This is a genomic window from Serratia sp. LTN-2 (assembly GCF_059740205.1).
On the sequence record NZ_JCAXDO010000003.1, the window covers coordinates 381,615 to 407,983 of the forward strand.

Annotated in this window: 21 protein-coding genes and 2 tRNA genes; 11 read left to right on the top strand and 12 right to left on the bottom strand. The window is 58.1% G+C overall.

The annotated features are described in order from the left end of the window. Positions 1-281: 281 nt before the first annotated feature. The 4 genes from AC6BYQ_RS08965 to blaSPR all read right to left on the bottom strand — a co-directional run bounded on the left by AC6BYQ_RS08965 (position 282) and on the right by blaSPR (position 1,940). A tRNA-Thr gene (locus tag AC6BYQ_RS08965) sits at positions 282-357 on the bottom strand. 6 nt (positions 358-363) lie between these two features. Continuing rightward, positions 364-451 (bottom strand) — tRNA-Ser (locus AC6BYQ_RS08970). 157 nt (positions 452-608) lie between these two features. After that, positions 609-938 (bottom strand): osmotically-inducible lipoprotein OsmE, encoded by a 330-nt coding sequence (gene osmE / locus AC6BYQ_RS08975; protein WP_019453681.1) that lies wholly within the window; start codon positions 936-938, stop codon positions 609-611. 114 nt (positions 939-1,052) lie between these two features. Next, positions 1,053-1,940: an SPR family subclass B3 metallo-beta-lactamase gene (gene blaSPR / locus AC6BYQ_RS08980; protein ID WP_498056744.1), complete on the bottom strand. Its 888-nt coding sequence runs from the start codon at positions 1,938-1,940 to the stop codon at positions 1,053-1,055. An 82-nt stretch (positions 1,941-2,022) separates the two neighbouring features. Here blaSPR and AC6BYQ_RS08985 point away from each other — a divergent pair, with 82 nt between their 5' ends. Continuing rightward, positions 2,023-2,925, top strand: coding sequence for a LysR family transcriptional regulator (locus tag AC6BYQ_RS08985; protein WP_498056745.1), 903 nt, complete (start codon positions 2,023-2,025; stop codon positions 2,923-2,925). A 6-nt stretch (positions 2,926-2,931) separates the two neighbouring features. Here AC6BYQ_RS08985 and AC6BYQ_RS08990 read toward each other — a convergent pair whose 3' ends face one another. Beyond that, positions 2,932-3,399: a nuclear transport factor 2 family protein gene (locus tag AC6BYQ_RS08990; RefSeq protein WP_498056746.1), complete on the bottom strand. Its 468-nt coding sequence runs from the start codon at positions 3,397-3,399 to the stop codon at positions 2,932-2,934. Positions 3,400-3,506: 107 nt separating this feature from the next. Here AC6BYQ_RS08990 and AC6BYQ_RS08995 point away from each other — a divergent pair, with 107 nt between their 5' ends. Beyond that, positions 3,507-4,085, top strand: a complete 579-nt coding sequence (locus AC6BYQ_RS08995; protein ID WP_442532701.1) for a TetR/AcrR family transcriptional regulator — start codon at positions 3,507-3,509, stop codon at positions 4,083-4,085. Here the strand turns inward: AC6BYQ_RS08995 and AC6BYQ_RS09000 are convergent. Together AC6BYQ_RS09000 and ompC are read right to left on the bottom strand one after the other, a co-directional pair. Next, positions 4,079-4,495: a VOC family protein gene (locus tag AC6BYQ_RS09000; RefSeq protein ID WP_432524673.1), complete on the bottom strand. Its 417-nt coding sequence runs from the start codon at positions 4,493-4,495 to the stop codon at positions 4,079-4,081. The two genes, AC6BYQ_RS08995 and AC6BYQ_RS09000, sit on opposite strands and share 7 nt — an antisense overlap. A 153-nt stretch (positions 4,496-4,648) precedes the next feature. Next, complete coding sequence (ompC, locus tag AC6BYQ_RS09005; RefSeq protein WP_498056747.1) at positions 4,649-5,779, bottom strand: porin OmpC; 1,131 nt, start codon at positions 5,777-5,779, stop codon at positions 4,649-4,651. A gap of 703 nt (positions 5,780-6,482) precedes the next feature. Here ompC and AC6BYQ_RS09010 point away from each other — a divergent pair. From AC6BYQ_RS09010 to rcsB, 4 genes are read left to right on the top strand one after another with little or no spacing between them, the layout of a single operon-like run. Then, a complete protein-coding gene (locus tag AC6BYQ_RS09010; RefSeq protein ID WP_498056748.1) occupies positions 6,483-6,890 on the top strand; it encodes a DUF4186 domain-containing protein in 408 nt (135 codons plus the stop codon). 54 nt (positions 6,891-6,944) lie between these two features. Next, positions 6,945-8,099 (top strand): MFS transporter, encoded by a 1,155-nt coding sequence (locus AC6BYQ_RS09015; RefSeq protein WP_063919770.1) that lies wholly within the window; start codon positions 6,945-6,947, stop codon positions 8,097-8,099. Between the two features lie 20 nt (positions 8,100-8,119). Beyond that, positions 8,120-10,822 carry a phosphotransferase RcsD gene (rcsD, locus tag AC6BYQ_RS09020; RefSeq protein ID WP_019453688.1) on the top strand — a complete coding sequence of 901 codons (2,703 nt, stop codon included), beginning with the start codon at positions 8,120-8,122 and terminating at the stop codon, positions 10,820-10,822. Beyond that, the gene (gene rcsB / locus AC6BYQ_RS09025) at positions 10,815-11,465 is read left to right on the top strand and encodes a response regulator transcription factor RcsB (RefSeq protein WP_019453689.1); all 651 of its coding nucleotides are present in this window, start codon (positions 10,815-10,817) and stop codon (positions 11,463-11,465) included. The genes rcsD and rcsB overlap by 8 nt, the downstream gene beginning before the upstream one ends. Before the next feature lie 61 nt (positions 11,466-11,526). Here the strand turns inward: rcsB and rcsC are convergent, their stop codons facing one another. Continuing rightward, positions 11,527-14,394 carry a two-component system sensor histidine kinase RcsC gene (gene rcsC, locus AC6BYQ_RS09030; RefSeq protein WP_498056749.1) on the bottom strand — a complete coding sequence of 956 codons (2,868 nt, stop codon included), beginning with the start codon at positions 14,392-14,394 and terminating at the stop codon, positions 11,527-11,529. Positions 14,395-14,559: 165 nt separating this feature from the next. After that, the gene (gene gyrA / locus AC6BYQ_RS09035; protein ID WP_498056750.1) at positions 14,560-17,202 is read right to left on the bottom strand and encodes a DNA topoisomerase (ATP-hydrolyzing) subunit A; all 2,643 of its coding nucleotides are present in this window, start codon (positions 17,200-17,202) and stop codon (positions 14,560-14,562) included. A 212-nt stretch (positions 17,203-17,414) separates the two neighbouring features. Between gyrA and ubiG the strand changes: the two genes are divergently transcribed. The 4 genes from ubiG (at position 17,415) to yfaE (ending at position 22,329) form a co-directional block, all read left to right on the top strand. Beyond that, positions 17,415-18,140, top strand: a complete 726-nt coding sequence (gene ubiG, locus AC6BYQ_RS09040; protein ID WP_019453692.1) for a bifunctional 2-polyprenyl-6-hydroxyphenol methylase/3-demethylubiquinol 3-O-methyltransferase UbiG — start codon at positions 17,415-17,417, stop codon at positions 18,138-18,140. Positions 18,141-18,578: 438 nt separating this feature from the next. Then, positions 18,579-20,867, top strand: a complete 2,289-nt coding sequence (gene nrdA, locus AC6BYQ_RS09045) for a class 1a ribonucleoside-diphosphate reductase subunit alpha (RefSeq protein WP_019453693.1) — start codon at positions 18,579-18,581, stop codon at positions 20,865-20,867. Positions 20,868-20,934: 67 nt separating this feature from the next. After that, the gene (gene nrdB / locus AC6BYQ_RS09050) at positions 20,935-22,065 is read left to right on the top strand and encodes a class Ia ribonucleoside-diphosphate reductase subunit beta (RefSeq protein ID WP_019453694.1); all 1,131 of its coding nucleotides are present in this window, start codon (positions 20,935-20,937) and stop codon (positions 22,063-22,065) included. 3 nt (positions 22,066-22,068) lie between these two features. Next, positions 22,069-22,329, top strand: a complete 261-nt coding sequence (yfaE, locus tag AC6BYQ_RS09055) for a class I ribonucleotide reductase maintenance protein YfaE (protein ID WP_019453695.1) — start codon at positions 22,069-22,071, stop codon at positions 22,327-22,329. A 59-nt stretch (positions 22,330-22,388) separates the two neighbouring features. Here yfaE and AC6BYQ_RS09060 read toward each other — a convergent pair whose 3' ends face one another. Both AC6BYQ_RS09060 and AC6BYQ_RS09065 read right to left on the bottom strand, forming a co-directional pair. Continuing rightward, complete coding sequence (locus AC6BYQ_RS09060) at positions 22,389-22,541, bottom strand: Hok/Gef family protein (RefSeq protein WP_497008351.1); 153 nt, start codon at positions 22,539-22,541, stop codon at positions 22,389-22,391. A 217-nt stretch (positions 22,542-22,758) separates the two neighbouring features. Next, positions 22,759-23,610, bottom strand: a complete 852-nt coding sequence (locus AC6BYQ_RS09065; protein WP_498056751.1) for an AraC family transcriptional regulator — start codon at positions 23,608-23,610, stop codon at positions 22,759-22,761. A gap of 119 nt (positions 23,611-23,729) precedes the next feature. Here AC6BYQ_RS09065 and AC6BYQ_RS09070 point away from each other — a divergent pair, with 119 nt between their 5' ends. After that, positions 23,730-24,932, top strand: coding sequence for an FAD-dependent oxidoreductase (locus tag AC6BYQ_RS09070; RefSeq protein WP_498056752.1), 1,203 nt, complete (start codon positions 23,730-23,732; stop codon positions 24,930-24,932). Between the two features lie 3 nt (positions 24,933-24,935). Here AC6BYQ_RS09070 and AC6BYQ_RS09075 read toward each other — a convergent pair whose 3' ends face one another. Beyond that, positions 24,936-26,132, bottom strand: a complete 1,197-nt coding sequence (locus AC6BYQ_RS09075) for a nicotinamide mononucleotide deamidase-related protein YfaY (protein ID WP_498056753.1) — start codon at positions 26,130-26,132, stop codon at positions 24,936-24,938. Positions 26,133-26,369 lie beyond the last annotated feature (237 nt).

The window sequence follows — 26,369 nt, forward strand, 5'->3', positions numbered from 1 at the left end:
CTCAGAACCAAAGTCATACCAAAAAGCCACCTGCTAAGCGGGTGGCTTTAACACAGCTCACTCAAAAGGGCTAAAACATTTCACGCCATCTCTTAATGCTGATCTTGGTTACATTACCAAGCAAAAACCTTACGGTATTTTTGCATCATCGCAGGTGTCTGGCAGAGAGTTTTCACATGAATTTACTGCGTACTATCGTCCCATTATAGGAACAGTTCCGTTCTCCCCCGGAGATAAGCATGCAACAAAAAGCCCCAGCATCGCTGCTGGGGCTTCTGTCATGGTGCCGGCTACCGGAATCGAACTGGTGACCTACTGATTACAAGTCAGTTGCTCTACCTACTGAGCTAAGCCGGCTGAATTTGGCGGAAGGACAGAGATTCGAACTCTGGGAGCTGTTACACTCGACGGTTTTCAAGACCGTTGCCTTAAACCACTCGGCCATCCTTCCAATGGGCGCTGATATTAGCGATACCGTTATGAAATGTCTATCGTTTTCATGCAAAAAAATCGTATCGGCGGTACAGTTGCCTAAACTTCAGGCCTTAAACGCTTAAAAAATGAAAAGCCTCGTGAAAACGAGGCTTTTTTGTTCGGCAGAAACGCGGTTATTTCGGCTGCGAATCGTAGTCTGAACAGGTTTGATAGCCTTTGTTCATAACGTGGCCCGTATCGTTGTAGCTGACAAAATACGTCTGCACCTTGCCGTCGCGCGGCGCCACCGCATAAGTGTCGCAGGTACCCTGCGCGTGAACCAACGTGGCGGTCGTCGACGGCGGACCGGCAATCGCCCGCACCTGCTGCTTGGTCATCCCTACTTTGACATCGCTGACCACCGGCTCGTTGACATAACTGGTCGCCCGGTCATAGGCGGTACAGCCGGCAAGAATGGAAAATACCGCCGCAGTGCCGACGGCCAACACCAACTTCTTCGTCATAGCTTGTCCTCTTGGAGTGCGTTTGTTGTCCCCTAAGTCTAGAAGCGGAAAGGCTTTTCTACAAATTCCCCTTTGTCGATCGGTGCGCTTTTCATTAACCGCTCATCGTTTGGCCTACTGCTGCCGCTTCAGCTGTTCTTCGAATCCCTGCTGCGACTCCTGTACATAACGCTGCAACCCGGCAGGATCGATAAACGCCTGCGTGTCGCCGGCCTGTAAACGCCGCCATTTCGCGGTCAGATCAAAGCGTGTGCCTTTATTGGCGATAAAAATATCTGCCTGTACCCGCGCCAGACGGGCGAAACTGCCGCGAATATCCTCGACCAGCTGAGGGTAATTCTTGTTGCCGAGCAGGTAATAATCCGGCGTAGCCAGGCTGTCGGCGTAGATGAAGCGGTAAGGTTTACCCTTATGTTGCAGCGTGGTCAGCCATGATGTGGCGCCCGGTAAATGACCGGGCGTCATCATGGCGGTCAGCGTCAGGCCACCTAGCATGATGCTGTCGCCATCGCCAACCACGATATCCGTTTGCACCGCAGGGAAGCTGAGCGCATCCCCCAGCGCAAAGTCCTGCCGCCCACCCAGCGCCAGCTGGCGCGCATTGGCCGCACTGGCCACCACTTTGGCGCCGCTCCAGCGTTTGAGCCGCGCGATGCCGCCGGCCTGGTCGAGCCGTGCATGGCTGTTCAGGATGAATTTCAGATCCCTCATGTTGAATCCCAGCCGTTCAATATTCGCTTTGATGATCGGCGCGCTGGCGTCCAGCCCCGCATCGATCAGGATCAATCCCTGCGGCGTGCTCAGCAAGATCGAGGACAGATTGCTCATGCCGACGTAATACACCTGCGGGAAGATCGGGAACGGCGTCATCGGCCGGGCCCACTCTTCAAACAGCGAGTATGGCGGCGCACTGGACAATGGCTGTGCCGGATCTAACTGCGCCTGCGAGGAGAAACTCAGGGAAAAGGCCATAGCCATCAGATAACACATGCTTTTTTTCATTATTCTCGTCTGTCAGAGGAAACCGGACTGGAGTATACTCGGCGCAATATTGAGCAGTGTTCAATTAAATAAAGGGAATTTGATGAATATTCTACAAATGGACATGAACCTGCTGAAAGTGCTGTACCTGCTGATGGTAACGGGATCCAGCCGTAAAACCGCAGACCGGTTGGGCATCAGCACCTCCGCCGTCAGCCATGCGTTGGCCCGCCTGCGAGAAGTACTGGATGAGCCGCTGTTTCGCCGCGAAGGGCATCGCCAGGTGCCCACCCTGTTCGCACTGTCGCTGAAAGACAAGCTAACGCCGCTGTTTTCATCGCTGGACAGCGAAATGTTCGGTCAGCAACCGCAGGCGCCGCGCCGCTTCTCGTTAGTGGCGCCCCCCGCTCTGCATCCCATTCTGCTGCCGCTGCTGGCGGAAAAAGGCACCGCCAGCCAGGCCGAGATTCATTGCCAAAACTTTGAGCGCCGAGCCTGGCGCGATGAGCTTCTGGAGGGCAGCGTCGATCTGGTGCTGGCGGTGGGCGATCATCAACAACGCACCAGCGCGCTGCATTATGAATCGATTGGCCGTACGCGCCTGATCGCGCTGTATGGCCCGCCGCTGCAGCATGCGCTGCACGACAAGCGCGAGCTGGCTTTCAGCGAACTGGCGGATTATCCGCACTATTATTGCCATCCGTGGCCGCAGGCGGAAAACGAGCTGGATCGTCAGCTCGAACGTCAGGGATTGCAGCGCCGCATCGCCCTGAGCTGCGCCGACTACGCGCAGCTGCCGCCGGTGCTGCGCCGGGCGCCGTTGCTGGCGGTTGTGCCGCAGCCGTGGTTCACTGCCCAGCCCGACAAGCAAGGGTTAAACGCCCTGCCTATCGGCGACAACCTGGCAATTGGCCACTTGTTTTCTCAATACCGAAAAGGCGAGCCTGAGTGGCGAAAACGGCTGATTTCCGCCATTCACGCCGGGCTGCGCCATTATTACCAGTAATCGGGCTCAAAAACCGAAATCGCTCAGCGCCGGGACATCGTCCGGGCGCCGGCCGAGCGGCCAATGGAAACGCCGATCCTGCTCGCGGATCGGCATGTCGTTAATGCAGGCATGACGATTGATCATTAACCCATCCTGATTGAACTCCCAGTTTTCGTTACCGAAGCTGCGATACCAGTTGCCGGAATCATCGCGCCATTCATAAGCGAAACGCACCGCAATGCGCGCGCCGTCAAACGCCCACAGTTCCTTAATCAGCCGATACTCCAGCTCTTTCGCCCACTTGCGTTGCAAAAAACCGACCACCGCCGCGCGGCCGTCGACAAATTCCGCGCGATTCCGCCAGTGGGTATCGAGCGAATATACCTGCGACACCCGCTCAGGCTCGCGGCTGTTCCACGCATCCTCCGCCAGCCGCACTTTTTCGATGGCCGAGCCGCGGGTAAAAGGCGGCAATGGGGGTTTAATGCTCATGTTCATCTCCTGGGTGAAGGTATGTAGACAACTCTGTCTACAACATTACGCTAGCGCATGTAGACAGAGTTGTCTACAATCACCCGAAAATAGCCCGGGAGAAAATGATGACCGCCGATCTCAACGCCTTGCCCGCCCGCCAGCGCATTTTGCTGACGGCGCACGATCTGTTTTATCAGGAGGGGATCCGCGCCACCGGCATCGATCGCATCATCAAGGAATCAGGGGTGACCAAGGTGACGTTCTACCGCCACTTTCCCAGCAAGAACGACCTGATTACGGCGTTTTTGGCCTATCGCCATCAGCAGTGGCTGGACTGGTTCAGCGCATCGTTGGCGCGCCATGTGGCGCAGGCCGGCGGGCTGCTGCCGGCGCTGGCCCCCTGCCTGGCGGAATGGTTCGACGATCCGCGCTTTCGCGGCTGCGCATTTATCAATACGGCGGTGGAGATCGCCGACCTGCTGCCGGAAAGCCTGCACATCGCCAGCCAGCATAAGCGGCAGATGACGGATGAGTTGGCGCGCCACCTGCCCGCCGGCCCACAGCGGGAACAGCACGCAGCGATGCTGGCGATGTTGATCGACGGCGCCATTGTCAGGGTGCAGATAGAGCGGCAACCACAGGCAGCGCTGCAGGTGCTGGATGCCACGCTGACAATACTGGCGCAAGGCGGCTTCGATCAGTAATTGGCCCAGATGCCCGGCGTCACCAGCTCCAACAGGTGGGCGTCGGGATCGCGAAAATAAATGCTCTCGCCGCCCTGCTCCCAACGCATTCGTCCCTCAATCTCCACGCCGTTGGCCATCAGATGCCGTTCCCAATGCAGCAGCTGTTCTTTCGCCACCGCCAGCCCGATATGCGCCGGCCCCACGCCATCGTGAGCGGGAATAAAGCCGGTCGGATACTGCGCCCCGCGCAGCGAGTCGCCCTCGACAAACAGCAGCAATACGCTCCGATCGCCGACGTTATAGGCGCAAAATCGCTCGTTGGCGACCATCACCGGCAGCTGCAGCACCTCTCGATAGAAAGCGTCCGCGCGCTCAATATCGCTAACGTACAACACCGTCTCGATCACTTTATCGATCTTGAGCTCCATATCACCTCCGCTCTGTTTGCTGTATTCACAGCGTAGGCCGAGTGGCGGAAACCCAAAGCGCTTCCCGTGCCGCTCACGGATCAATCCGTGCTTCTTCACAGGCAAAAAAAAGCGCGGCCCGAAGGCCGCGCGATGACATTCACATGCAGAGGCTTAGAACTGGTAAACCAGGCCCACGGCAACCACGTTGTCGGTGTTGATACCGGCAGCTTGGGTGAAGTCGTTGTTGTCCAACAGGTTGATTTTGTAGTCAACATAGGTGGACATGTTTTTGTTGAAGAAGTAGGTCGCGCCCAGGTCGACGAATTTGACCAGATCTTCATCACCGTAGTCCTTGCCGTTGCCGGCGCGGCCCAGGTCTTTACCTTTGGTCTGGTTATAGCCCACGAACGGACGCAGACCGAAGTCGAACTGGTAGTGTGCGTAGGCTTCGAAGCTCTGCGCCTTGTTGGCGTAACCGAAAGCATCGCTGGTAGAGCTACCGAAACGCGCCGCGTTGTAAGACTGGGTGAACATCACAGCCAGGTAGGTATCGTTGGCGTCATATTTCAGACCGCCGGAATACCCTTCTGCTTTATCGCCGCGGCCCATGATGTTCTGGTAGTTGCCACCGCCGTTCTGCTCGCTGGTACGACGGGAGTTGAAGAAGGCACCGGCAGCACTGATGCCGTAGCCCATGTCATAGCTCATGGACATGCCGTAGCCTTCGCCGTTCTGACCCAGAACGTCACGACCGTTGTTGGTCTCTTCAGCGCTGCCGTTTTTACCCTGGTACTGCAGGGCGAAGTTCAGGCCGTCAACCAAACCGAAGAAGCCGTTGTTACGGTAGGTCGCCAGGCCGCTGGAGCGTTGGAACATGAACTGGTCGGCGCCGTAGGTCGAGCCGTCGAACTCAGGCTGCAAATCGGTGTAAGCCGCCACGTCGTACAGCACGCCGGTGTTACGGCCGTAGTCGAAGGAGCCGTAGTCGCCGAATTTCAGACCGGCGAAGCCGTAACGGGTGAAGTTCTTGTTGTCCTGGTTTTCAGCGTGGTTCAGGTTGGCCTGATATTCCCACTGGCCGTAACCGGTCAGCTGATCGCTGATCTGCGTTTCGCCGCGCAGGCCAAAACGCATATAAGACTGATCGCCGTCCGCACCGTTGTTGCTGGAGAAATAGTGAAGACCGTCGACTTTACCGTACAAATCCAGTTTATTACCGTCTTTGTTGTAGATTTCCGCCGCGCCTGCTGTGCCTGCAACCAGCAGTGCGGGTACCATCAGAGAGAGTACTCGAAGTTTCATCGTTATTATCCTCGTTAATTATGTCGAGCTACGGCCACTGCCCTTTTCGAGCATTATTAGCACGACTGTGCATTACCATTCTGGTAACAAGGGTTATATTAATCCAGAAAGAAAATGATACCAAGTATCCGATAGTGTTTCATTGTAATTAATAAAGGTTTCAAAATGTAAATACGCGCGAACTTTCACAAAACCTTACAGACAAACAAAATAAAGCACTTAAAGACAAAGAATAGATTAATTGATAAAAAATCATGTAGTTATACATATCTTTAAGAAAAAAAAGCCAACCATACAATTGAACCGGGCAATAAGCACATTGTGCCAAAACGCTGTCCGCACGCAGCCGCTATAATCACCTCGCTATCATCATTATTTTCATTATTACCTTCATTACCCGAAGATAATTTCTGCATTCCTTTAACCGGCTTCTGGCCGGTTTTTTATTTTTCTTCACACTCTCCTCACAATTTCGATCCGCACAAATAGCAAGCAAATAAATAACCCCATGATATAGTTTCACTAATTTACTTCCGCACTAATTGCTAATCTTTTTCCTTATTTTAGTCTACAAATTGAACTTGCTTTTCATTTCGTGCCTTATCCCGCCCATTATTTTCCACCGCAGGCATAATTAGCCGCGGAGTTTCACTTCTGGTAGCCTGAAAAAACCGCCCTTGCTGCGAGCAAATAGATATAGATAATGAAGCCATTTCAACCCGACGCGCTGTGGCGACGGCTGCAAAGCTCGTCTTTCCGCGCCCGCTTCCGTTTAAATACCAAGGATCAAGCCTATCTCGATGACAAAGGCTTGCCGCTGATCCTCAGCCATGCCCGTGATTTTATCGATCGCCGCCTGGCCGCCTCTCACCCCAAAAACGATGGCAGGCAGACGCCGATGCGCGGCCATCCGGTGTTCGTCGCCCAACACGCCACCGCCACCTGCTGCCGCGGCTGTCTGGAAAAATGGCACGGCATACCGCAGGGCGTCGCACTGGACGATCGGCAAAAAGACTATATTGTCCAGGCGATCGCGCTGTGGCTGGTGCGCAGCGGCGGCGCCAGAGAGGAGCCAGACGCGAATCTTTTCGACCCGGATCGCGGATTGTGATAAAAACTGTCAGTAACTTTCGCCACTCTTTTGATCCAAGATCCTGACGCTTACATGACAGCCACCTTGTGTAATGAACAGCAAACGCCCGGCGTTCCTCAACAGATCGCCACCCGCCTGGCCTTTTTCGTCGCCGGCCTCGGCATGGCCGCCTGGGCGCCGCTGGTGCCCTTCGCCAAAGCACGTATCGGCATCGATGACGGTTCGCTCGGCCTGTTGCTGTTGTGCATCGGCGCCGGCTCCATGCTGGCGATGCCGCTGACCGGCTTCCTGACCGGAAAATTGGGCTGCCGCGCGGTGATCCTGATGGCGGGGCTGGGGCTGTGCATCGATCTGCCGTTGCTGGCGCTGATGGATTCCCTCGGCGGCATGGCCGTGGCGCTGCTGCTGTTCGGTGCGGCGATCGGCATGATCGACGTGGCGATGAACGTACAGGCGGTGATCGTCGAGCGCGCCAGCGGCAAAGCGATGATGTCCGGCTTTCACGGCTTTTTCAGCATCGGCGGCATTGCCGGCGCCGGCGGCGTCAGCGCGCTGCTGTGGCTGGGGCTGACGCCGCTGCAATCCACCCTGCTCACCGTGCTGGCGGTGATAGTGCTGCTGGCGTTCGCCAGCCGCCATCTGCTGCGTGAGAGCGGCGCCGACGACGGCGGGCCGATGTTCGTCTTGCCGCGCGGCTGGGTGATGTTTATCGGCATTTTGTGCTTTATCATGTTTCTGGCGGAAGGGTCGATGCTCGACTGGAGCGCGCTGTTTCTCACCACCTTGCGCGGCGTCGAACACAGTCAGGCCGGCCTGGGCTATGCGCTGTTCTCCATCACCATGACGCTCGGCCGGCTCAATGGCGATCGGGTGGTGAACTCGCTAGGCCGCTACCGGGTGCTGCTGCTGGGCAGCCTGTGCGCCGCTCTCGGTCTGAGCCTGGCCATCGCCTTCAATCACGCCACCGTTTCGCTGGTCGGCTTCATGCTGGTCGGCCTGGGCGCCTCGAACGTCGTGCCGATCCTGTTCAGTGCCGCAGGCAACCAGCGCGACATGCCGGCCAATCTGGCGATCGCCTCCGTCACCACCGTCGGCTATGCCGGTATTCTGGCCGGCCCGGCGCTGATCGGTTTTATCGCTCAGTTTTCCAGCCTGACGGCGGCTTTCGCCTGCGTAGCCGTTCTGCTGTTGGCGGTCACCGCCAGCGCCAGGGCCGTCACTCGCTGATTCAGGAATGCGCAGCCACTATGCAAAATAAGCAACTGACCATTAGCTCCAGCAATATCACCCGCTGCTTCCTGCTGTTTATCGTGCTGCTGACGATCGGCATCGGTCTGTATGGCTACAACTACACCAACGCCTGGTTGGCGGAAAAGAAATACACGCTGAACAGCATCGCCGGTTCGCTGCAAAAACGCATCGACACCTACCGTTACATGACTTACCAGGTCTACGACAAATTCGGCAATGCGCCGGCGCAGAATGCCGATCCCGGCTTGCAGGAGACGCGCCTGCGGCCCGACGTTTATTATGTGGAAAAGCAGCATAAGAAAACCGATGCGGTGATCTTCGGCAGTCATGACGAGAACACGCTGGCGATGATCGCCAATATCTCGGACTACCTCGACACCCGCTGGGGCGCCAAGACCGAGAACTACGCCATGTATTATCTCAATGGCCAGGACAACAGCCTCAGTCTGATCACCACCCAGCCGCTCAAAGAGCTGGCTTCGCGCTTTCGGGAAAGCTACCTGACCACCTCTGCGGACGAACGCCGCGCCGAGATGCTGCAGCAGGCCAATATGCTCGACGAACGCGAGAGCTTTTCCGATCTGCGCAAGCAACGCTTCCAGAACGCCTATTCGTTCTCGATTCGCACCACGTTCAATCAGCCGGGACATCTGGCGACGGTGATCGCCTTCGATATGCCGATCAACGATATCATTCCTGCCAATCTGGCCCGCGCCAATTTCCTGTTGCTGCCAGACAATGCCGATCTTGACGACAACGCGATTCCGACGGAAACCGCACTCGGCTCCCATACGACGATGAGCGGTGGCTGGGTCGAGTTCAGCGCCGCCTTGCCCAATGCGCCGCTGAAGGTGGTGTATCGCGTTTCGGCCATCAATCTGGCCATCGATCTGCTGCGCAACAACATCTGGCTGATCGCGGTCAATCTGTTGCTGCTGGGGCTGTCGATGTTGAGCATCTACTTTATCCGCCGCCAGTACATTCGTCCGAGCGAAAATATGGCGGTGGAGCTTGAGGCCGAGCGCGCGCTGAATCAAGAGATCATCGCCAGCCTGCCCTCCGGCCTGCTGGTTTACAGCTTCGCCAACAATACGGTGATCGCCAGCAACAAAATCGCCGAACATCTGCTGCCGCACCTCAGCCTGCAAAAAATCGCCCACATGGCCGAACAGCATCACGGGGTGATCCAGGCTACGGTCAACAACGAGGTGTATGAAATTCGCATTTTCCGCAGCCAGCTATCGCCGGACACTTACCTGTTCCTGATGCACGATCAGGATAAAGAGGTGATGGTGAACAAGCGGCTGCAGCAGGCGCGGCGCGAATACGACAAGAACGTTCAGGCGCGTAAGCTGATGTTGCACAACCTGGGCATCGAGCTGAACCAGCCGGTGCGCCAGATGCACGATCTGGTCGATCGCCTGCGCATCTCGTCGGGTGAAGATCAACAGCAGGCACTGTTGGGCCAGCTGGCGGCGGAGTCGGCTTCGGTGCTGGGATTGATCGATAACATCACCCTGCTGACCCGGCTGGAAACCCAGGACTGGCAACCCACGCGCGAACCGTTCTCCCCTGCGGCAATGGTCGATGAGCTGCTGCTGGAGGCCCTGCCCGCCCTCAACCAGAAGGGATTGGCGCTGTTCAAGCATTTCCAGCTGGACGTCGAACAAAACTACATCGGCGACGCCAACGCGTTGCGCAAAGTGATCTCGCTGCTGGTGCAATACGCCATTATCACCACCGCCTGCGGCAAGATTTCCCTGGTGGTCGACCATGAGCCCGAACACCCGGACCGCCTGATTTTTCAGATCAACGACACCGGCTCCGGCATCTCCAACGAAGAGATCAGCAACCTCAACTACCCGTTCCTCAGCCAGACGCTGGTGGACCGCTTCAATCACGGTTCCGGTCTCACCTTCTTCTTGTGCAATCAGCTGTGCAAGAAGCTTAACGGCCAGTTGGACATTCGCAGCAAAGTGGATATCGGCACCCGCTATACCATTCGCGTCGCTATGGAGATGGAGAAAAAAGAGCCGCAGGATCAGGAAAAGCTGCTCGACGGCGTCACCGCCCTGCTGGACGTCACGTCGGATGAAGTGCGCGGCATCGTGACCCGCTTGCTGCAAGCCTACGGCGCCGACTGTATCGTCGCCGAAGATCGGGCGGTCAATCGCGATTATGACGTATTACTGACCGATAACCCGCAGCGCGCCGATGATTACACGCTGTTGCTGGCGAGCGATGAACCGGGCTGGCAAGCATTGGACAAGCGCTACATTCGGGTGAACTACAACCTGAACGGCGCTTTAATCGACGCCGTGCTGATGCTGATCGAACAGCAAATGGCCGCGCTGGAGCAGGAAGAAAGTCCGCTGTCATTGAGCTCAGAAGATATCCAACTCTATGAAAAACAATTGAAATCAAGTGATTACTATGGGCTGTTTGTCGATACAGTACCCGACGATGTCAAAAAACTGTATACTGAGGCGGGCAGCAGTGATTTCAATGCGCTGTCACAAACCGCACACCGCCTGAAAGGCGTGTTTGCCATGTTAAATCTGCTTCCCGGCAAGCAGCTGTGCGAATCGTTAGAACAGCGCATCGCAGAAGGTGATGCGCCCGAGATCGAGAATAACATCAGTCAGATTGATTTTTTCGTCAGCAGACTGCTGAAGCAAGGTAGCCAACAACATGAATAACCTGAACGTAATTATTGCTGATGACCATCCTATCGTACTGTTTGGCATCCGGAAGTCGCTTGAGCAAATTGAATGGGTGAATGTCGTTGGGGAGTTCGAAGACTCAACCGCACTGATCAACAATCTGTCCAAGCTGGACGCCAACGTGCTGATCACCGATCTGTCGATGCCGGGTGACAAGTATGGCGACGGCATCACGCTGATTAAGTACATCAAGCGCCACTATCCGCAGTTGTCGATCATCGTACTGACCATGAACAACAACCCAGCGATCCTGAGCGCGGTACTGGATCTGGATATCGAAGGCATCGTGCTGAAACAAGGCGCGCCGACCGATCTGCCGAAGGCGCTGGCCGCCCTGCAGAAAGGCAAGAAATTCACGCCGGAAAGCGTCTCTAAACTGCTGGAGAAAATCAGCGCCAGCGGCTATGGCGACAAACGTCTGTCGCCGAAAGAGAGCGAAGTGTTGCGTCTGTTCGCCGAAGGTTTCCTGGTGACCGAAATCGCCAAGAAACTCAACCGCAGCATCAAAACCATCAGCAGCCAGAAGAAATCGGCGATGATGAAGCTGGGCGTCGAAAACGACATCGCCCTGCTCAACTACCTCTCCTCCGTCAGCATGACGCCGCTGGACAAAGAGTAACCCTCGCCTCACGGCAGGTTAACGCCAAACAGGCACGGCATTCGCCGTGCCTGTTTGCTTTTCAGGCCTCGCTGCGGTTGTAGCGTACCTGTTGGCTGTAATACGCCAGCGTCTGCTCCAGCGTCTCCAGCGTGACCGGTTTCGACAGGCAATTATCCATGCCCGCCTCGAGGCAGCGCTGCCTCTCTTCCGCCAGCGCGTTCGCCGTCACGCCGATCACCGGCGCGCTGAACTGCATCTGCCGTAGCTCTTGCGTCAGGCGATAGCCGTCCATATTCGGCATATTGACGTCGGTCAGCACAATATCGACGCGGTGCTGTTTCAGTACGCCGAGCGCATCCACGCCGTCGTTGGCGGTCACCACCTGATATCCCAGCGATCCCAGCTGATCGGACAGCAGGCGACGGTTGATCGGATGATCATCGACCACCAGCAGATGAATATCGCCGTTGTCCGCCGCGCTGGCCTTGGCGGGCACCGGCAGCTGCACCAGCCCCTCTGCCGCGCCGCCGCCGACGCCGACGCCGAACAACCGGTTGAGCAAGGTCAGCGTTTCGCGCGGCGTGGACGTACTGTGCATCCAATAGCCTGGTCGGGTTTCCAGCGATGGGCCGATATGCTCGGTAGAGAACTGGATCTGAGCCAGCAGCGGTGTATCCAGCATCAGCGGATGATCGCTGAGCATCACCTCGCCGGCGGCGGTCTCCTGGCCGTCATAGCGCTGGATATCGGCGCCGTACCCGCCCAGGATCGCCATCAGGTAGCTTTCCAGCCGCTGATTGCGGATATCCAGCCACAGCCGACGGCCTTGCCAGGTATCACTGGCCTGCGGGATGGGGAACTGGGCGTTGAACAGCGGAATGCGGATGCTGAACAGACTGCCCAGCCCCGGTTCGGACTCGACGGCGATATCGCCGTCCATCAGGTTGATCAGTTTTTCACAGATCGCCAACCCCAGACCGGTTCCCTGGAAATGGCGCTGCACGCCGGTGCCGACCTGGAAGAACGGATCGAACAAGCGCGAGATTTCCTTCTCCGGGATGCCGACGCCGGTATCGCGCACGCTGAACTCCAGATAGCTGCCGCGAGTGCAGACCTGCAGCACGATGCAGCCGGTATCGGTGAACTTGATGGCGTTGTTCACCAGGTTGGACAGCACCTGCTGCAAGCGCACCGGATCGCCGAAGATGCGCTCCGGCACGTTCTGTTCGATAAAGCAGTACAGCCCCAGACGTTTTTTCACCACCAGCGGCAAGTAGTTGCCGGCGATATGAGTGATCACCTCCAGACAGGAGAACTCGCGCGGCTCGATCTTCAGCTGTTCGGACTCGATCTTGGAGAAGTCTAGGATATCGCTGATGATCTTCAGCAGCAGGCCGGACGAATTGTTCATCGCGTTGACCAGCCGGTCTACCCCTTGCGGCAACGCCTTGGTTTGCAACAGATCGAGGTTACCGATAATGCCGTACAGCGGCGTGCGCAGCTCATGGCTGACGGTGGCCAGGAACATCGATTTCGACTGGCTGGCCTGCTCCGCCGCCGCCGCCATCTCCTGCAGCGACTCTTCCATCTTCACGCGCGCGCTGACGTCCACCAGCACGCAGATCGCCACCTCTTCATTACGGTAACGCGAGTGAACAAAGCTGATCTGCAGGTTGTTGTTGTTGCTGGTCATCACATCGACGAAATTCGCCTGCTGTTCGCAAATGATGCGCGTAATGCGATCGCGATCTTCGTGGGTCAACAGATTGATGTAGTTGTGCGCCAGCTCGTTGCTCAGGATATTGGTGCCATCGCTGATGCGCAGGATACAGATGCCCACCGGCGCTGAGGCGACGATCTTACGGTTGAACTGTTCGTGTTCTTCCAACCGGAAGGCGTTGTCCTCCGCCGGCAGGAACATCTTGCGCTCAAACAGCCACGCCAGCGTGAACAGCACGATGGCCGACAGCAGGTTCAGCAGCAACGCGTTGAGGATCAGCATCTTGAAGCGTTCCACCACGCTTTTCACCGGCAGCGCATAGACGATGCTCAGCGAAGAAGGCGGCAGCGCTTTCTTCAGGATCAGGTCGCGGTAATTGTCGACATAGCCAAAGTAGGCGTGCTCTGCGGGATAGCTGTTGAGCGAAGCGGCATAGCGATCGCCATCCGCCAGGCGCAGCACCGGCTCGTTGTTCTCATCCAGCAGCGTGACGCCGATCGGCAGGTTGCCGGCGGTGACGAAGTCCTCCAGTCGAACGGTTTGCTCGATGCCCAGCAGCGCTTCCAGCTTGTTGCCGATATAAATCGGCGTCAACACATACAGATAACCGACGTCCGGCCGCTGCGCGCTGGGGCTGATCCAATACAGGTTGTTGTCTTTGTCCAGATTCTTGGCGTTGCGGTATTTTAGAATGCGCTCATGCAGCGACTTGAGCACGTTTTCCCGGTTGGCGACCGCATTGCCGCCGCCGAACTCCGCCATGCACAGGCTGTCGCCGCCGATGAAGAACACCCGGTTAAGATCGTAGGCCGCCACGAAGTTCTCTTTCCAATACTGGATCAGGCCGCTCAGCGAATCGAGCGAACTGCGGTAGGTGGTGCTCAGCGCGCAGTTGGACTCCGGGTACAGCGGGAAGAATTGCGGTGGGCTGCCCTTGCCGGGAAACACCCCGCTGAACATGTCCAGGCTGCTGACCGAACCGTTGAGGCGGTTCTCCGCCATATACTTGATGTCGCGGATGATATCGGCGGAATGGCGGATGTAGCCCTGCGCCTGATCGAAATTGAGGTTGTATTCCTGCCGGATGTCCGACTCTTTCTGATGCAGAATATTCAGAATATAAAAGGTGGTGAGCAGCGCTCCCAACGACCACAGCAAAATCGCCAGCACCCGAAACAGATAGCGGGATATCTTCAGCGTAGTTCGAAAAGAGGCTAAGTATTTCAATCGGGTACCATACGAAAGTCAGTGAGGGCGCGCGTTGTCGCCGGCGCGGCGGCCGGCGGCTCGGTGCCCAATTAAACCATATAACTGAAAAAGGGCCTAGCATCGCTGCCAGGCCCTTTTGTCTTAGTGCATTACGGTGTCGGCATGCCGACGCCTTCACCTTGCTTAAACGTTGTCGTCGTCCATCGGCTCAGCCGCGTCGTCGCCATCGTCCAGCGGCGTGCTGTCTTCTTCCACCGCTTCCGCGCCCGGCTCCAGGCTGTCCAGCTCTTCGTCTTCCACCGGCTCGGCCACGCGCTGCAGGCCGACGACGTTTTCGTCTTCCGCCGTGCGGATCAGCGTCACGCCCTGGGTGTTACGGCCCACCACGCTGACTTCCGAAACGCGGGTACGCACCAGCGTGCCGGCATCGGTGATCATCATGATCTGGTCGCTGGTTTCCACCTGCACGGCGCCGACCACCTGGCCATTACGCTCGCTCACCTTGATGGAGATAACCCCCTGGGTGGCGCGTGACTTGGTCGGGTATTCGGTCACGGCGGTACGTTTACCGAAGCCGTTTTGCGTGACGGTCAGGATATCGCCTTCGCCGCGCGGCACGATCAGGGAGATCACACTGTCGCCTTCGCCGAGGTTGATGCCGCGCACGCCGGTGGCGGTACGGCCCATCGAACGCACCTGCGTTTCCGGGAAGCGCACCACTTTACCGTTGGCGGAGAACAGCATCACTTCGTTGCTGCCGTCGGTCAGATCGACACCGATCAGCTCGTCGCCCTCGTTGAGGTTGACGGCGATGATGCCGGCGCTGCGCGGACGGCTGAACTCGGTCAGCGCGGTTTTCTTCACGGTACCGCTGGCGGTAGCCATGAACACGTGACGCCCTTCTTCATACTCGCGCACCGGCAGGATGGCGGTGATACGCTCATCGGCTTCCAGCGGCAGCAGGTTGACGATTGGGCGACCGCGCGCGCCACGGCTGGCTTCAGGCAGTTGATACACCTTCATCCAGTACAGGCGGCCACGGCTGGAGAAGCACAGGATCGTATCGTGGGTGTTGGCCACCAGCAGGCGATCGATAAAGTCTTCTTCTTTAATACGCGCGGCGGACTTGCCTTTGCCGCCGCGGCGCTGAGCTTCATAGTCGGACAGCGGCTGATACTTCACGTACCCCTGGTGAGACAGGGTCACCACCACATCTTCCTGGTTGATCAGGTCTTCGATGTTGATGTCGGAAGTATTGGCGGTGATCTCGGTGCGACGGCCGTCGTTGTACAGCTCTTTGACCGCCACCAGCTCTTCGCGGATCACTTCCATCAGACGTTCTGGGCTTTCCAGAATGAAGATCAGCTCGGCGATAAAGTTGAGCAGCTCTTTGTATTCGTCCAGCAGCTTTTCATGCTCCAGACCGGTCAGTTTCTGCAGACGCAGATCCAGAATCGCCTGAGCCTGCTGCTCGGTCAGGTAGTACTTGCCGTCGCGGATACCGAACTCCGGCTCCAGCCACTCAGGGCGGGCGGCGTCGTCACCGGCGCGCTCCAGCATGGCGCTGACGTTGCCCAGATCCCACGGCTGCGCCACCAACGCGGCTTTTGCTTCCGCCGGCGTCGGCGCACGGCGAATCAACTCGATGATCGGATCGATGTTGGCCAACGCGATGGCCAGCGCTTCCAGGATATGGGCGCGGTCGCGGGCCTTACGCAGTTCGAAGATGGTGCGGCGGGTGACCACTTCGCGGCGATGGCGCACGAAGGCTTCGAGGATGTCTTTCAGGTTCAGCAGCTTAGGCTGGCCCTGATGCAATGCCACCATGTTGATGCCGAAGGTAACCTGCAGTTGCGTCAGCGCATACAGGTTGTTCAGCACCACTTCGCCGACCGCGTCGCGTTTGACTTCGATCACGATACGCATGCCGTCTTTATCGGACTCGTCGCGCAGCGCGCTGATGCCTTCGACGCGTTTCTCTTTCACCAGCTCGGCGATCTTCTCGATCAGACGCGCCTTGTTCACCTGATACGGGATCTCATGAACGATGATGGTTTCGCGGCCGGTCTTGGCGTCGGCTTCCACTTCCGCGCGCGCGCGCAGGTAGACTTTGCCGCGCCCGGTGCGGTAGGCCTCTTCAATGCCGCGACGGCCGTTGATAATCGCCGCCGTCGGGAAGTCCGGCCCCGGAATGTGTTCCATCAGCCCTTCGATGCTGATGTTTTCATCATCGATATAGGCCAGGCAGCCGTTGACGACTTCAGTCAGGTTGTGCGGTGGAATATTGGTGGCCATACCCACGGCGATGCCCGACGAGCCGTTGACCAGCAGGTTCGGGATCTTGGTCGGCATGACGGCCGGGATCTGCTCGGTGCCATCATAGTTAGGCACGAAGTCGACGGTTTCTTTTTCCAGATCCGCCAACAGTTCGTGAGCAATCTTGGACATGCGCACTTCGGTATAACGCATCGCCGCGGCGGAGTCGCCGTCGACGGAACCGAAGTTACCCTGACCGTCCACCAGCATGTAGCGCAGTGAAAACGGCTGAGCCATACGCACGATAGTGTCGTAAACCGCGCTGTCACCGTGTGGGTGATATTTACCGATCACGTCCCCGACGACACGGGCCGATTTCTTGTATGGTTTATTCCAGTCGTTACCCAGTACGCTCATCGCGTACAGAACGCGGCGGTGAACCGGCTTCAGACCATCACGAACATCTGGCAGCGCGCGTCCGACAATAACGGACATCGCGTAGTCCAGATACGAGTTTTTCAACTCGTCTTCGATGTTTACCGGTGTGATTTCTCTGGCAAGGTCGCTCATGGAGCTGCTATCCCTCTACTAATGATTCATCTGCCCGCTGCCATAGTGGCAAAGGTGTAAAACTATATCACAAAGCGCGCTTTACGGGAAAATAACCGCCGCTGTTTCACGGAAATTGTGCAGATTCGTGCGCGAAAAACGCATCGGCGCAGACGATGCCGCGTCGGAACATGTATAATCCGCGCAACGAGAACAAGGAGCCAGACAAGCCCATGAACGCAGAATCATCCAGCCACGCGCAAAACGTTGACCACCAGGAAATCGCCAAGTTCGAGGCCGTCGCCTCCCGCTGGTGGGATCTGGAAGGCGAGTTCAAACCGCTGCACCGCATCAACCCGCTGCGCCTGAACTACATCATGCAGCGCGCCGGCGGCATTTTTGACAAGCAGGTGCTCGACGTGGGCTGCGGCGGCGGCATTCTGGCGGAAAGCATGGCGCGCGAAGGCGCGCAGGTGACCGGCCTGGACATGGGCGCGGAACCGCTGCAGGTCGCTCGTCTGCATGCGCTGGAAAGCGGCGTAAACGTGACTTACGTGCAGGAGACAGTGGAAAGCCATGCTCAGGTCAACCCACAGCGCTACGACGTGGTCACCTGCATGGAGATGCTGGAGCACGTGCCGGATCCGGCCTCGGTAGTGCGGGCCTGCGCCCAGTTGGTGAAACCGGGCGGCCACGTGTTCTTCTCCACGATCAACCGCAACACCAAAGCCTGGCTGATGGCGGTGATCGGCGCAGAGTACGTGCTGAAGATGGTGCCGCAGGGCACCCACGATCATAAGAAGTTCATTCGCCCCTCCGAACTGATCGGTTGGGTCGACGGCACGCCGCTGCGCGAAAAGCATATGATCGGCCTGCATTACAACCCGATCACCGATCATTTCAAGCTTGGCCGCAACGTTGACGTGAACTACATGGTGCACACCCAGCACGAAGGTTGAGCGCCGTATGCCGCGCCGGCCCTGCGTTACCGGGGTACGGCGCCAGCGGCGTATTAAGAAAAATACCTAATTTCCACGACTTCGATCAAAATCGCCGTTGTAAACAGGTTTTTAGAATATTAAATCAGATCAATATGCCGTTTTTTTCTAACGTTTAATAAAGCGTCAAACGATCGGTTTTTTCAGTTTTTAAGGAAAATCTGATCACGCTTATTGACAAGCTTGTCGCGCCAGTCACGGCGCGCGCTTCGCGCGGCAAGTTACATTTCACCCCCAAGTTATCCACAAATTAGGCCGATTTTGTTCACTTGCAAAGGCCGTTTTTTCTCACTATCTTGTTACCTCACCGACATACAACCCCTATATATAGTGTTTACATACTGAGCAGAGCGACTACACTTCTGCTTAGGGGCACCATACGGACAGGTAAAACACCACATGAACCAAAGTCTGCTTGTAACTAAACGCGATGGCCGTAAAGAGCGCATCAACCTCGACAAAATCCACCGGGTCATCGATTGGGCCGCAGAAGGATTGCACAACGTCTCGGTTTCTCAAGTAGAGTTGCGTTCGCACATTCAGTTTTATGACGGCATCAAAACCGCCGACATTCATGAAACCATCATCAAAGCCGCTGCCGACCTGATCTCCCGCGATGCGCCGGACTATCAGTATCTGGCCGCTCGCCTGGCGATCTTCCACCTGCGTAAAAAGGCTTACGGCCAGTTCGAGCCGCCGAAGCTGCACGCTCACGTGATTCGCATGGTTGAGATGGGCAAATACGATAAACATCTGCTGGAAGACTACAGCGCTGAAGAGTTCGAGCAGATGGACTCCTTTATCGATCACTGGCGCGACATGAACTTCTCTTATGCCGCCGTCAAGCAGCTGGAAGGCAAGTATCTGGTGCAGAACCGCGTCAGCGGCGAGATCTACGAAAGCGCCCAGTTCCTGTACATGCTGGTGTCCGCCTGCCTGTTCTCCAACTACCCGCGTGAAACCCGTCTGGATTACGTCAAACGTTTCTACGACGCGATTTCCACCTTCAAGATTTCGCTGCCTACGCCGATCATGTCCGGCGTGCGCACCCCAACCCGCCAGTTCAGCTCCTGCGTGCTGATCGAGTGCGGCGACAGCCTGGATTCCATCAACGCCACCTCCAGCGCCATTGTGAAATACGTTTCGCAACGCGCCGGCATCGGCATCAACGCCGGCCGCATCCGCGCGCTGGGTAGCCCGATCCGTGGCGGTGAAGCCTTCCATACCGGCTGCATCCCGTTCTACAAACATTTCCAGACCGCCGTTAAATCCTGCTCGCAGGGCGGCGTGCGCGGTGGCGCGGCAACGCTGTTCTACCCGATGTGGCACCTGGAAGTGGAAAGCCTGCTGGTGTTGAAAAACAACCGCGGCGTTGAAGGCAACCGCGTGCGTCACATGGACTACGGCGTGCAGCTGAACCGCCTGATGTACCAGCGTCTGATCAAGGGCGAAGACATCACCCTGTTCAGCCCGTCCGACGTGCCGGGGCTGTATGACGCGTTCTTCGCCGATCAGGACGAATTCGAGCGCCTGTACACCCAGTACGAGAAAGACGACAGCATTCGCCAGAAGCGCGTGAAAGCGGTTGAGCTGTTCTCGCTGATGATGCAAGAGCGCGCCTCTACCGGCCGCATCTACATTCAGAACGTCGACCACTGCAACACCCACAGCCCGTTCGATCCGCAGATCGCGCCGGTGCGTCAGTCCAACCTGTGCCTGGAAATCGCCCTGCCGACCAAGCCGCTGGAAGACGTCAACGACGAGAACGGCGAAATTGCGCTGTGCACCCTGTCCGCCTTCAACCTGGGCGCGATCGACAGCCTGGACGATCTGGAAGAGCTGGCGACCCTGGCGGTGCGTTCACTCGACGCCCTGCTGGATTACCAGGATTATCCGATCAAGGCAGCGCACCGTGGCGCGATGGGTCGCCGCACCCTGGGCATCGGCGTGATCAACTTCGCCTATTATCTGGCGAAGAACGGCGTGCGCTACTCCGACGGCAGCGCCAACAACCTGACCCACAAAACGTTCGAAGCCATTCAGTACTACCTGCTGAAAGCCTCCAACCGTCTGGCTCAGGAACAAGGCGCTTGCCCGTGGTTCAAAGAGACCACCTATTCGCAGGGCATCCTGCCGATCGACACCTACAAGAAAGACCTGGATGCGGTCTGCAACGAGCCACTGCATTACGACTGGGAAACCCTGCGTAAAGAGATCCAGGAAACCGGCCTGCGCAACTCGACGCTGTCCGCCCTGATGCCATCGGAAACCTCTTCGCAGATTTCCAACGCCACCAACGGCATCGAGCCGCCGCGCGGCCACATCAGCATCAAGGCCTCGAAAGACGGCATCCTGCGCCAGGTGGTGCCGGAGTATGAGCGTCTGAAAGACAACTATGAGCTGCTGTGGGAAATGCCGAGCAACGACGGCTACCTGCAGCTGGTAGGTCTGATGCAGAAATTCATCGACCAGTCGATTTCGGCCAACACCAACTACGATCCGACCCGCTTCCCAGGCGGCAAGGTGCCGATGAAGCAGCTGTTGAAAGACCTGCTCACCACCTACAAGTTCGGTGTGAAAACGCTGTACTACCAGAACACCCGCGACGGTGCGGAAGACGCCCAGGAAGATTTGCAGCCTGCCAAGGCCGGCGATGACGACTGCGAAAGCGGCGCCTGCAAGATCTAAAGTTTGACCTAGCGGGCCGGAATTTTCCGGCCCCTTCATTTAGCCACGTTACGATGGATTCAGGCTTATGGCTTACACCACTTTTTCTCAGACCAAAAACGACCAGCTGCAAGAGCCGATGTTCTTCGGCCAGTCGGTAAACGTTGCGCGTTTCGACCAGCAAAAGCATGAAATCTTCGAAAAACTGATCGAAAAACAGCTCTCCTTCTTCTGGCGCCCGGAAGAGGTTGACGTCTCGCGCGATCGCATCGATTACCAGGCGCTGCCGGAGCACGAGAAGCACATCTTCATCAGCAACCTGAAGTATCAGACCCTGCTGGACTCCATTCAGGGCCGCAGCCCGAACGTCGCCCTGCTGCCGCTGATCTCGATCCCTGAGCTGGAAACCTGGGTGGAAACCTGGTCGTTCTCCGAGACCATCCACTCGCGCTCCTACACTCACATCATCCGCAACATCGTCAACGATCCGGCGCTGGTGTTCGACGACATCGTCACCAACGAAGAGATCAAGAAGCGCGCGAAAGACATTTCCGGTTACTACGACGATCTGATCGAGATGACCAGCTACTATCACCTGCTGGGTGAAGGCACCCATCAGGTGAACGGTAAAACCGTCACCGTCAATCTGCGCGCGCTGAAGAAGCAGCTGTACCTGTGCCTGATGAGCGTGAACGCGCTGGAAGCGATCCGCTTCTACGTCAGCTTCGCCTGCTCCTTCGCTTTCGCCGAGCGCGAACTGATGGAAGGCAACGCCAAAATCATCAAGCTGATCGCCCGCGACGAAGCGCTGCACCTGACCGGCACCCAGCACATGCTGAACCTGATGCGTTCCGGCGCCGACGATCCTGAAATGGCGGAGATCGCCGAGGAATGTCAGCAACAGTGCTACGATCTGTTCGTGCTGGCTGCCCAGCAGGAGAAAGAGTGGGCGGAATACCTGTTCCGCGACGGCTCGATGATCGGCCTGAACAAAGACATCCTGTGCCAGTATGTGGAATACATCACCAATATCCGCATGCAGGCGGTCGGCCTCGGCCTGCCGTTCGAAACCCGCTCCAACCCGATCCCGTGGATCAATGCCTGGTTGGTGTCCGACAACGTGCAGGTAGCGCCGCAGGAAGTGGAAGTGAGCTCCTACCTGGTTGGCCAGATCGACTCGGAGATCAACGCCGACGACCTGAGCGACTTCGAACTGTAAGCGATGGCGACGCCAACCGTAACGCTGCGCGCCGCCGGCACGCAGCTTTCCTGCCCCAACAGTGAAAACTGCCTGCTCGACGTGCTGGAACTGCACGACGTGCAGGTGGAGTACCAATGCCGCTCCGGTTATTGCGGTGCCTGCCGCCTGAAACTGGTGAAAGGCGAAGTGGCCTACCGCCAGCAGCCGTTGGCGTTTATCAACGCCGGCGAGATCCTGCCCTGCTGCTGTATGCCGCTGACGGATATTGAGCTGGAAATTTAAAGTCGGGTGCCGGAAACCGCGCCTGGAGACCAGAAGGCGGGGTTGCCCCCGCCCTATGATTACCGCTTCACCTCACACGCCAACCTGATCAGGATAGTGATATTTTCCTGGTAAATTTTCAGCTCGCACAGCGAGTCTCTTATCATCCAGATAAATAACAAAACCGTAATACATACAACGGTTAGCGAGTGAAACATATGCCTTAAGCGCATGCTTGCCTCCTTGCTGCGAAGGGGCTACCATACCGGTGTCTAGGCGGTATGTGCAGCCCCATTCTGATTGAGAGTCAGTCTGGGGCTTTCATCTATCCGCCTTGTCACACAATGCCCAAGACGAACAGTCTCAAGCACCCGCCAAGAGAGTAACAGCATTCCCTCACCGCGAATATCCCCTATAAGATTATGATTAATCAGGGATATATAACCATCCTCAAGGTATTCCTGTTCTTCTAGCGTCCGCTAAGCGCCTCTTTCCTGCCGATGCGGAAAAATAACGCGCCGGAGAGTCGCCGAAGGCTTTGCGAAACATGGCGATAAAGTTGCTCGGCGAGGCATACCCCAGCGCTTCCGCGATCTGCAACACCGTTTCGCCTTCGGCCAGCTTCGCCAATGCATATGACAACCGGGCCTGCTGACGCCACTGGGCAAAACTCAATCCCGTTTCGCCGATCATCAGCCGCCGCAGGGTGCGCGGCGACATCGCGCCCCATTCGGCCCATGCCTCCAGCGTGCGCTCGCTCCCCGGCTGCGCCAGCAAGGCCTGCAGAACGCCGGCCAGGCGCGGATGAGACGACATCGGCAAATGCAGCGGCTCCGTCGGCGCCAGACGTATCTCGTCCCGCATCACCTGCGCCATGCGATCCTGCTCCTGGGTCAGCAGGCTGCGCTTGTCCCAGCCTTCCGCCCGCTGAGCCAGCGCCTGCAGCACGGCGCTGATGCCGATAACGCAGGGTTTATTCGCCAAATCGGTGCAGGCCTCCGGCGCCAGCAACAGGCTCCAGCCGCTCAGCGCACCGCAGACCTGCACCCGGTGCTCCGTCGCCGGCGGGATCCAACCCGCCCGCCCCGGCGGCAGCACCCAATCGCCTTGCGCCGTTCGCACATGCAGCAAACCGCTTTCAACGCACAGCAGCTGACCGCGGACATGCTGATGCCAGTCGTATTCACGCGTGCCCAACCGATACTCCCGGCCCGCCGCATCGCGGCCGCCAAGGGCGATCAGCCAGGGGCCCGCCGGCCATTCGCTGCAGTCCGCGTCGGTAAAATGAGGGTTATCGTTCATATTGGCCACTCATCACTATTTTTAGTCCAGATACCGTTATATCAACCTTTTCCCGCACCGACATAATGAAATGCTTCCGGCCGCTACCGTCTACGGCCACTGACTCACGAGGGAACAGGATGACTACACTCAACATTGGCATTATCGGCGCCGGGCCCGGCGGGCTGTGTCTGGCTCAGGGGCTGCGCCGCTACGGCATCCACGCCACGGTGTTTGAACGCGACACCACACCGCAGGCGCGCGATCAGGGGTACCGGCTGCGTATCGATCCTTCGGGCCAGCAGGCGCTGGCCGCCTGCCTGCCGCCGGCGCACTATCGGTTGCTCTGCGCCAGCAGCGCGCAAAACAGCGGCGAGAGCAATCTGTGGGATCCGCAGCTTGCTCCGCTTAACGATCGCCGCCCCAAACACTGGCTGCCTTCCAGCCAGCAGCCCATGCAAGAACCAAACGGCGATCTCGGCGTTCATCGGCAAACGCTGCGCGAAATCCTGCTCGCCGGTCTGCAAGATCGAGTGCGCTTCGGCTATACCCTGCGTGAGTTTGCACAAACGTCACAGGGTGTGGAACTTCAATTCGCCAACGGCGAGCAAGTGCGGGTCGATGTGCTGATCGCCGCCGACGGCGTCAACTCGCTGGTGCGGCGGCGTTGCCTGCCCGAATCGGGGCCCGAAGACAGCGGCGCGGTCACCCTCTACGGCAAAACGCCGCTCGACGCGGCGACCCGGGCCCAATTGGCCCCCGAATTGTTGCGCGGCGTGTCGGTTGTCTTCGCCGACGGCTTGTCGCTGGTGATTGAACCGATGCGCTTTCAGGCACCCATGGCGCAGCTGGCGGCCGGCTACGCGCCCGATTGCCGCCTCACGCCGGTCGACGACTATCTTTATTGGGCCTGTATCGGATCGGCTGAACGGCTCGGCGGGCCGGCACGGGCGGAGGGGGCCGCAGCGCTGCAGGCGCGCGTACGGCATATTTCGCAGGGATGGGCGCCCGCCTTGCAAACGGCGTTAGCGCTGACGGAGCCCCAGTCGCTCAGCGTGCGGGCGGTGCAGGTCACGAAGGCGATACCGGTGTGGCACAGCGAACGCATCGCCTTTCTCGGCGACGCCGTGCACGCCATGAGCCCGGCGGGTGGGCTCGGCGCCAACAGCGCGCTGGCGGACGCCGCCAGCCTGGCGATGCATCTGGCGCAGGCCGACAGCGCCGCGCAGGCGCTCAGGGACTATAGCCAGGGGCTGCAAGTGCGGGGCGCGGCGGCGATACGTCTGTCACGTCTGGCGTCCGAGCGGCTGCTGCAAAGCAGCGAAATCGGCAACTCGCCGTGACCGTCACTCGATAATTTCCACGACCTCCAGCCAGGCGTTTTGGCCGCACGCCTGGCCTCCGTTCAGCCAACGACGCAGCATATCCAACGCCAACATCGCCACCGACTCCTGACGCAGCCGCAGGCCGTGGCGCGACGCGCGATAACGCACGGTCTGGCCAATGCCGCCGCGTGGCGTGTGCAGCGCAATGCTGACCTGCTCATCGCGCATGGCGCTGACCGCCAACGCCAACGGCGCGCCGGTCAACTCCGCCAGCGAGCGGGCGCGCGCCAGCGTTGTTTCCAACGTTTCGATGCAATGCGCCGGCAACAGCTCTCCCCCCGCCAGCGGCGCACCTTCGCTCTGCAGCTGCAGATTGATCAACCCGCCGCTGAATTGCTCGCTCAACGCCAGCGTCAATCCTTGCTGATTCAGGCGCTGCGTCAGCGTCGCCGGCAAACCGGCGGTGCCTTCAAAAATGCAGTTGTCCCCCGCCACCTCGCGCACGCGTCGCCAGGCCTGTTCCATTTCCGCACGCCGGCTTTCAGGCCCGGTCAACTTCAACTCGATGATCGGGCTGGATGAACGATAACCCAACACCACGTCCGGCGGCAGCGGCATGCCGTCCAGCTCGGCGGCCAGATCGCTTTCGGAGGTGCCGAAGGTGGTCAGGCGCAGGCACAGCGGCGGCGCCGGCAAGGTAAAGCGCTGATGCAGGCGCGGCACGATCTGCTGTTCAACCATCACTTTGAATTCCGACGGCACGCCAGGCGTGAAGAACATCAGACATTGGTTGAGCTGCAGCGCAAAGCCGCAGGCAGTACCCACCGGATTGTCCAACATTTCCGCATTGGCCGGGATCTGCGCCTGCTTGCGGTTGGAAGGGGCCATTGGCCGCCCACGCCCGGCGAAATAGGCCTCCATGCGCGCCACCCAGTCGGCCCGTTCAACCAGTTCTACGCCACAGGCTTTCGCGGCGGCCAACGCGCTGAGATCGTCGCTGGTCGGCCCCAGGCCACCATTGACGATCAGCACATCGGCGATATGACTCCGTTCCTGCAGGATCTCGATCAAAGCAGAGAGGCTGTCCCCTACCGTTTCACGCCCGCTCATCGGCACGCCCTGCTGGAACAGGTAGTCCGCCAGCCAGGCGGCGTTGGTATCAATAATTTGCCCGTGCAGCACCTCATCGCCGGTGCTGAGCATCTCCACCCTTAACATTGATCTCTCCCACATTTTTTGGTCATTCCACTATAGAAGCCCGTAAATAACTTTTCACTAACCGTCGGCGGATAATTTCAGCCATCGTTCTGTTCTTCATGCGCCGTGCCGCCCTCCCTGATGTAAATATTAATTTACATCACGCGTAACGCCGGTTTGACACAAATTAGGGCTTCCACTATCCTGCCATCCTCATAAATCGTTACCTATAATTTTCAAAATCTTTCGGCTGGTAGA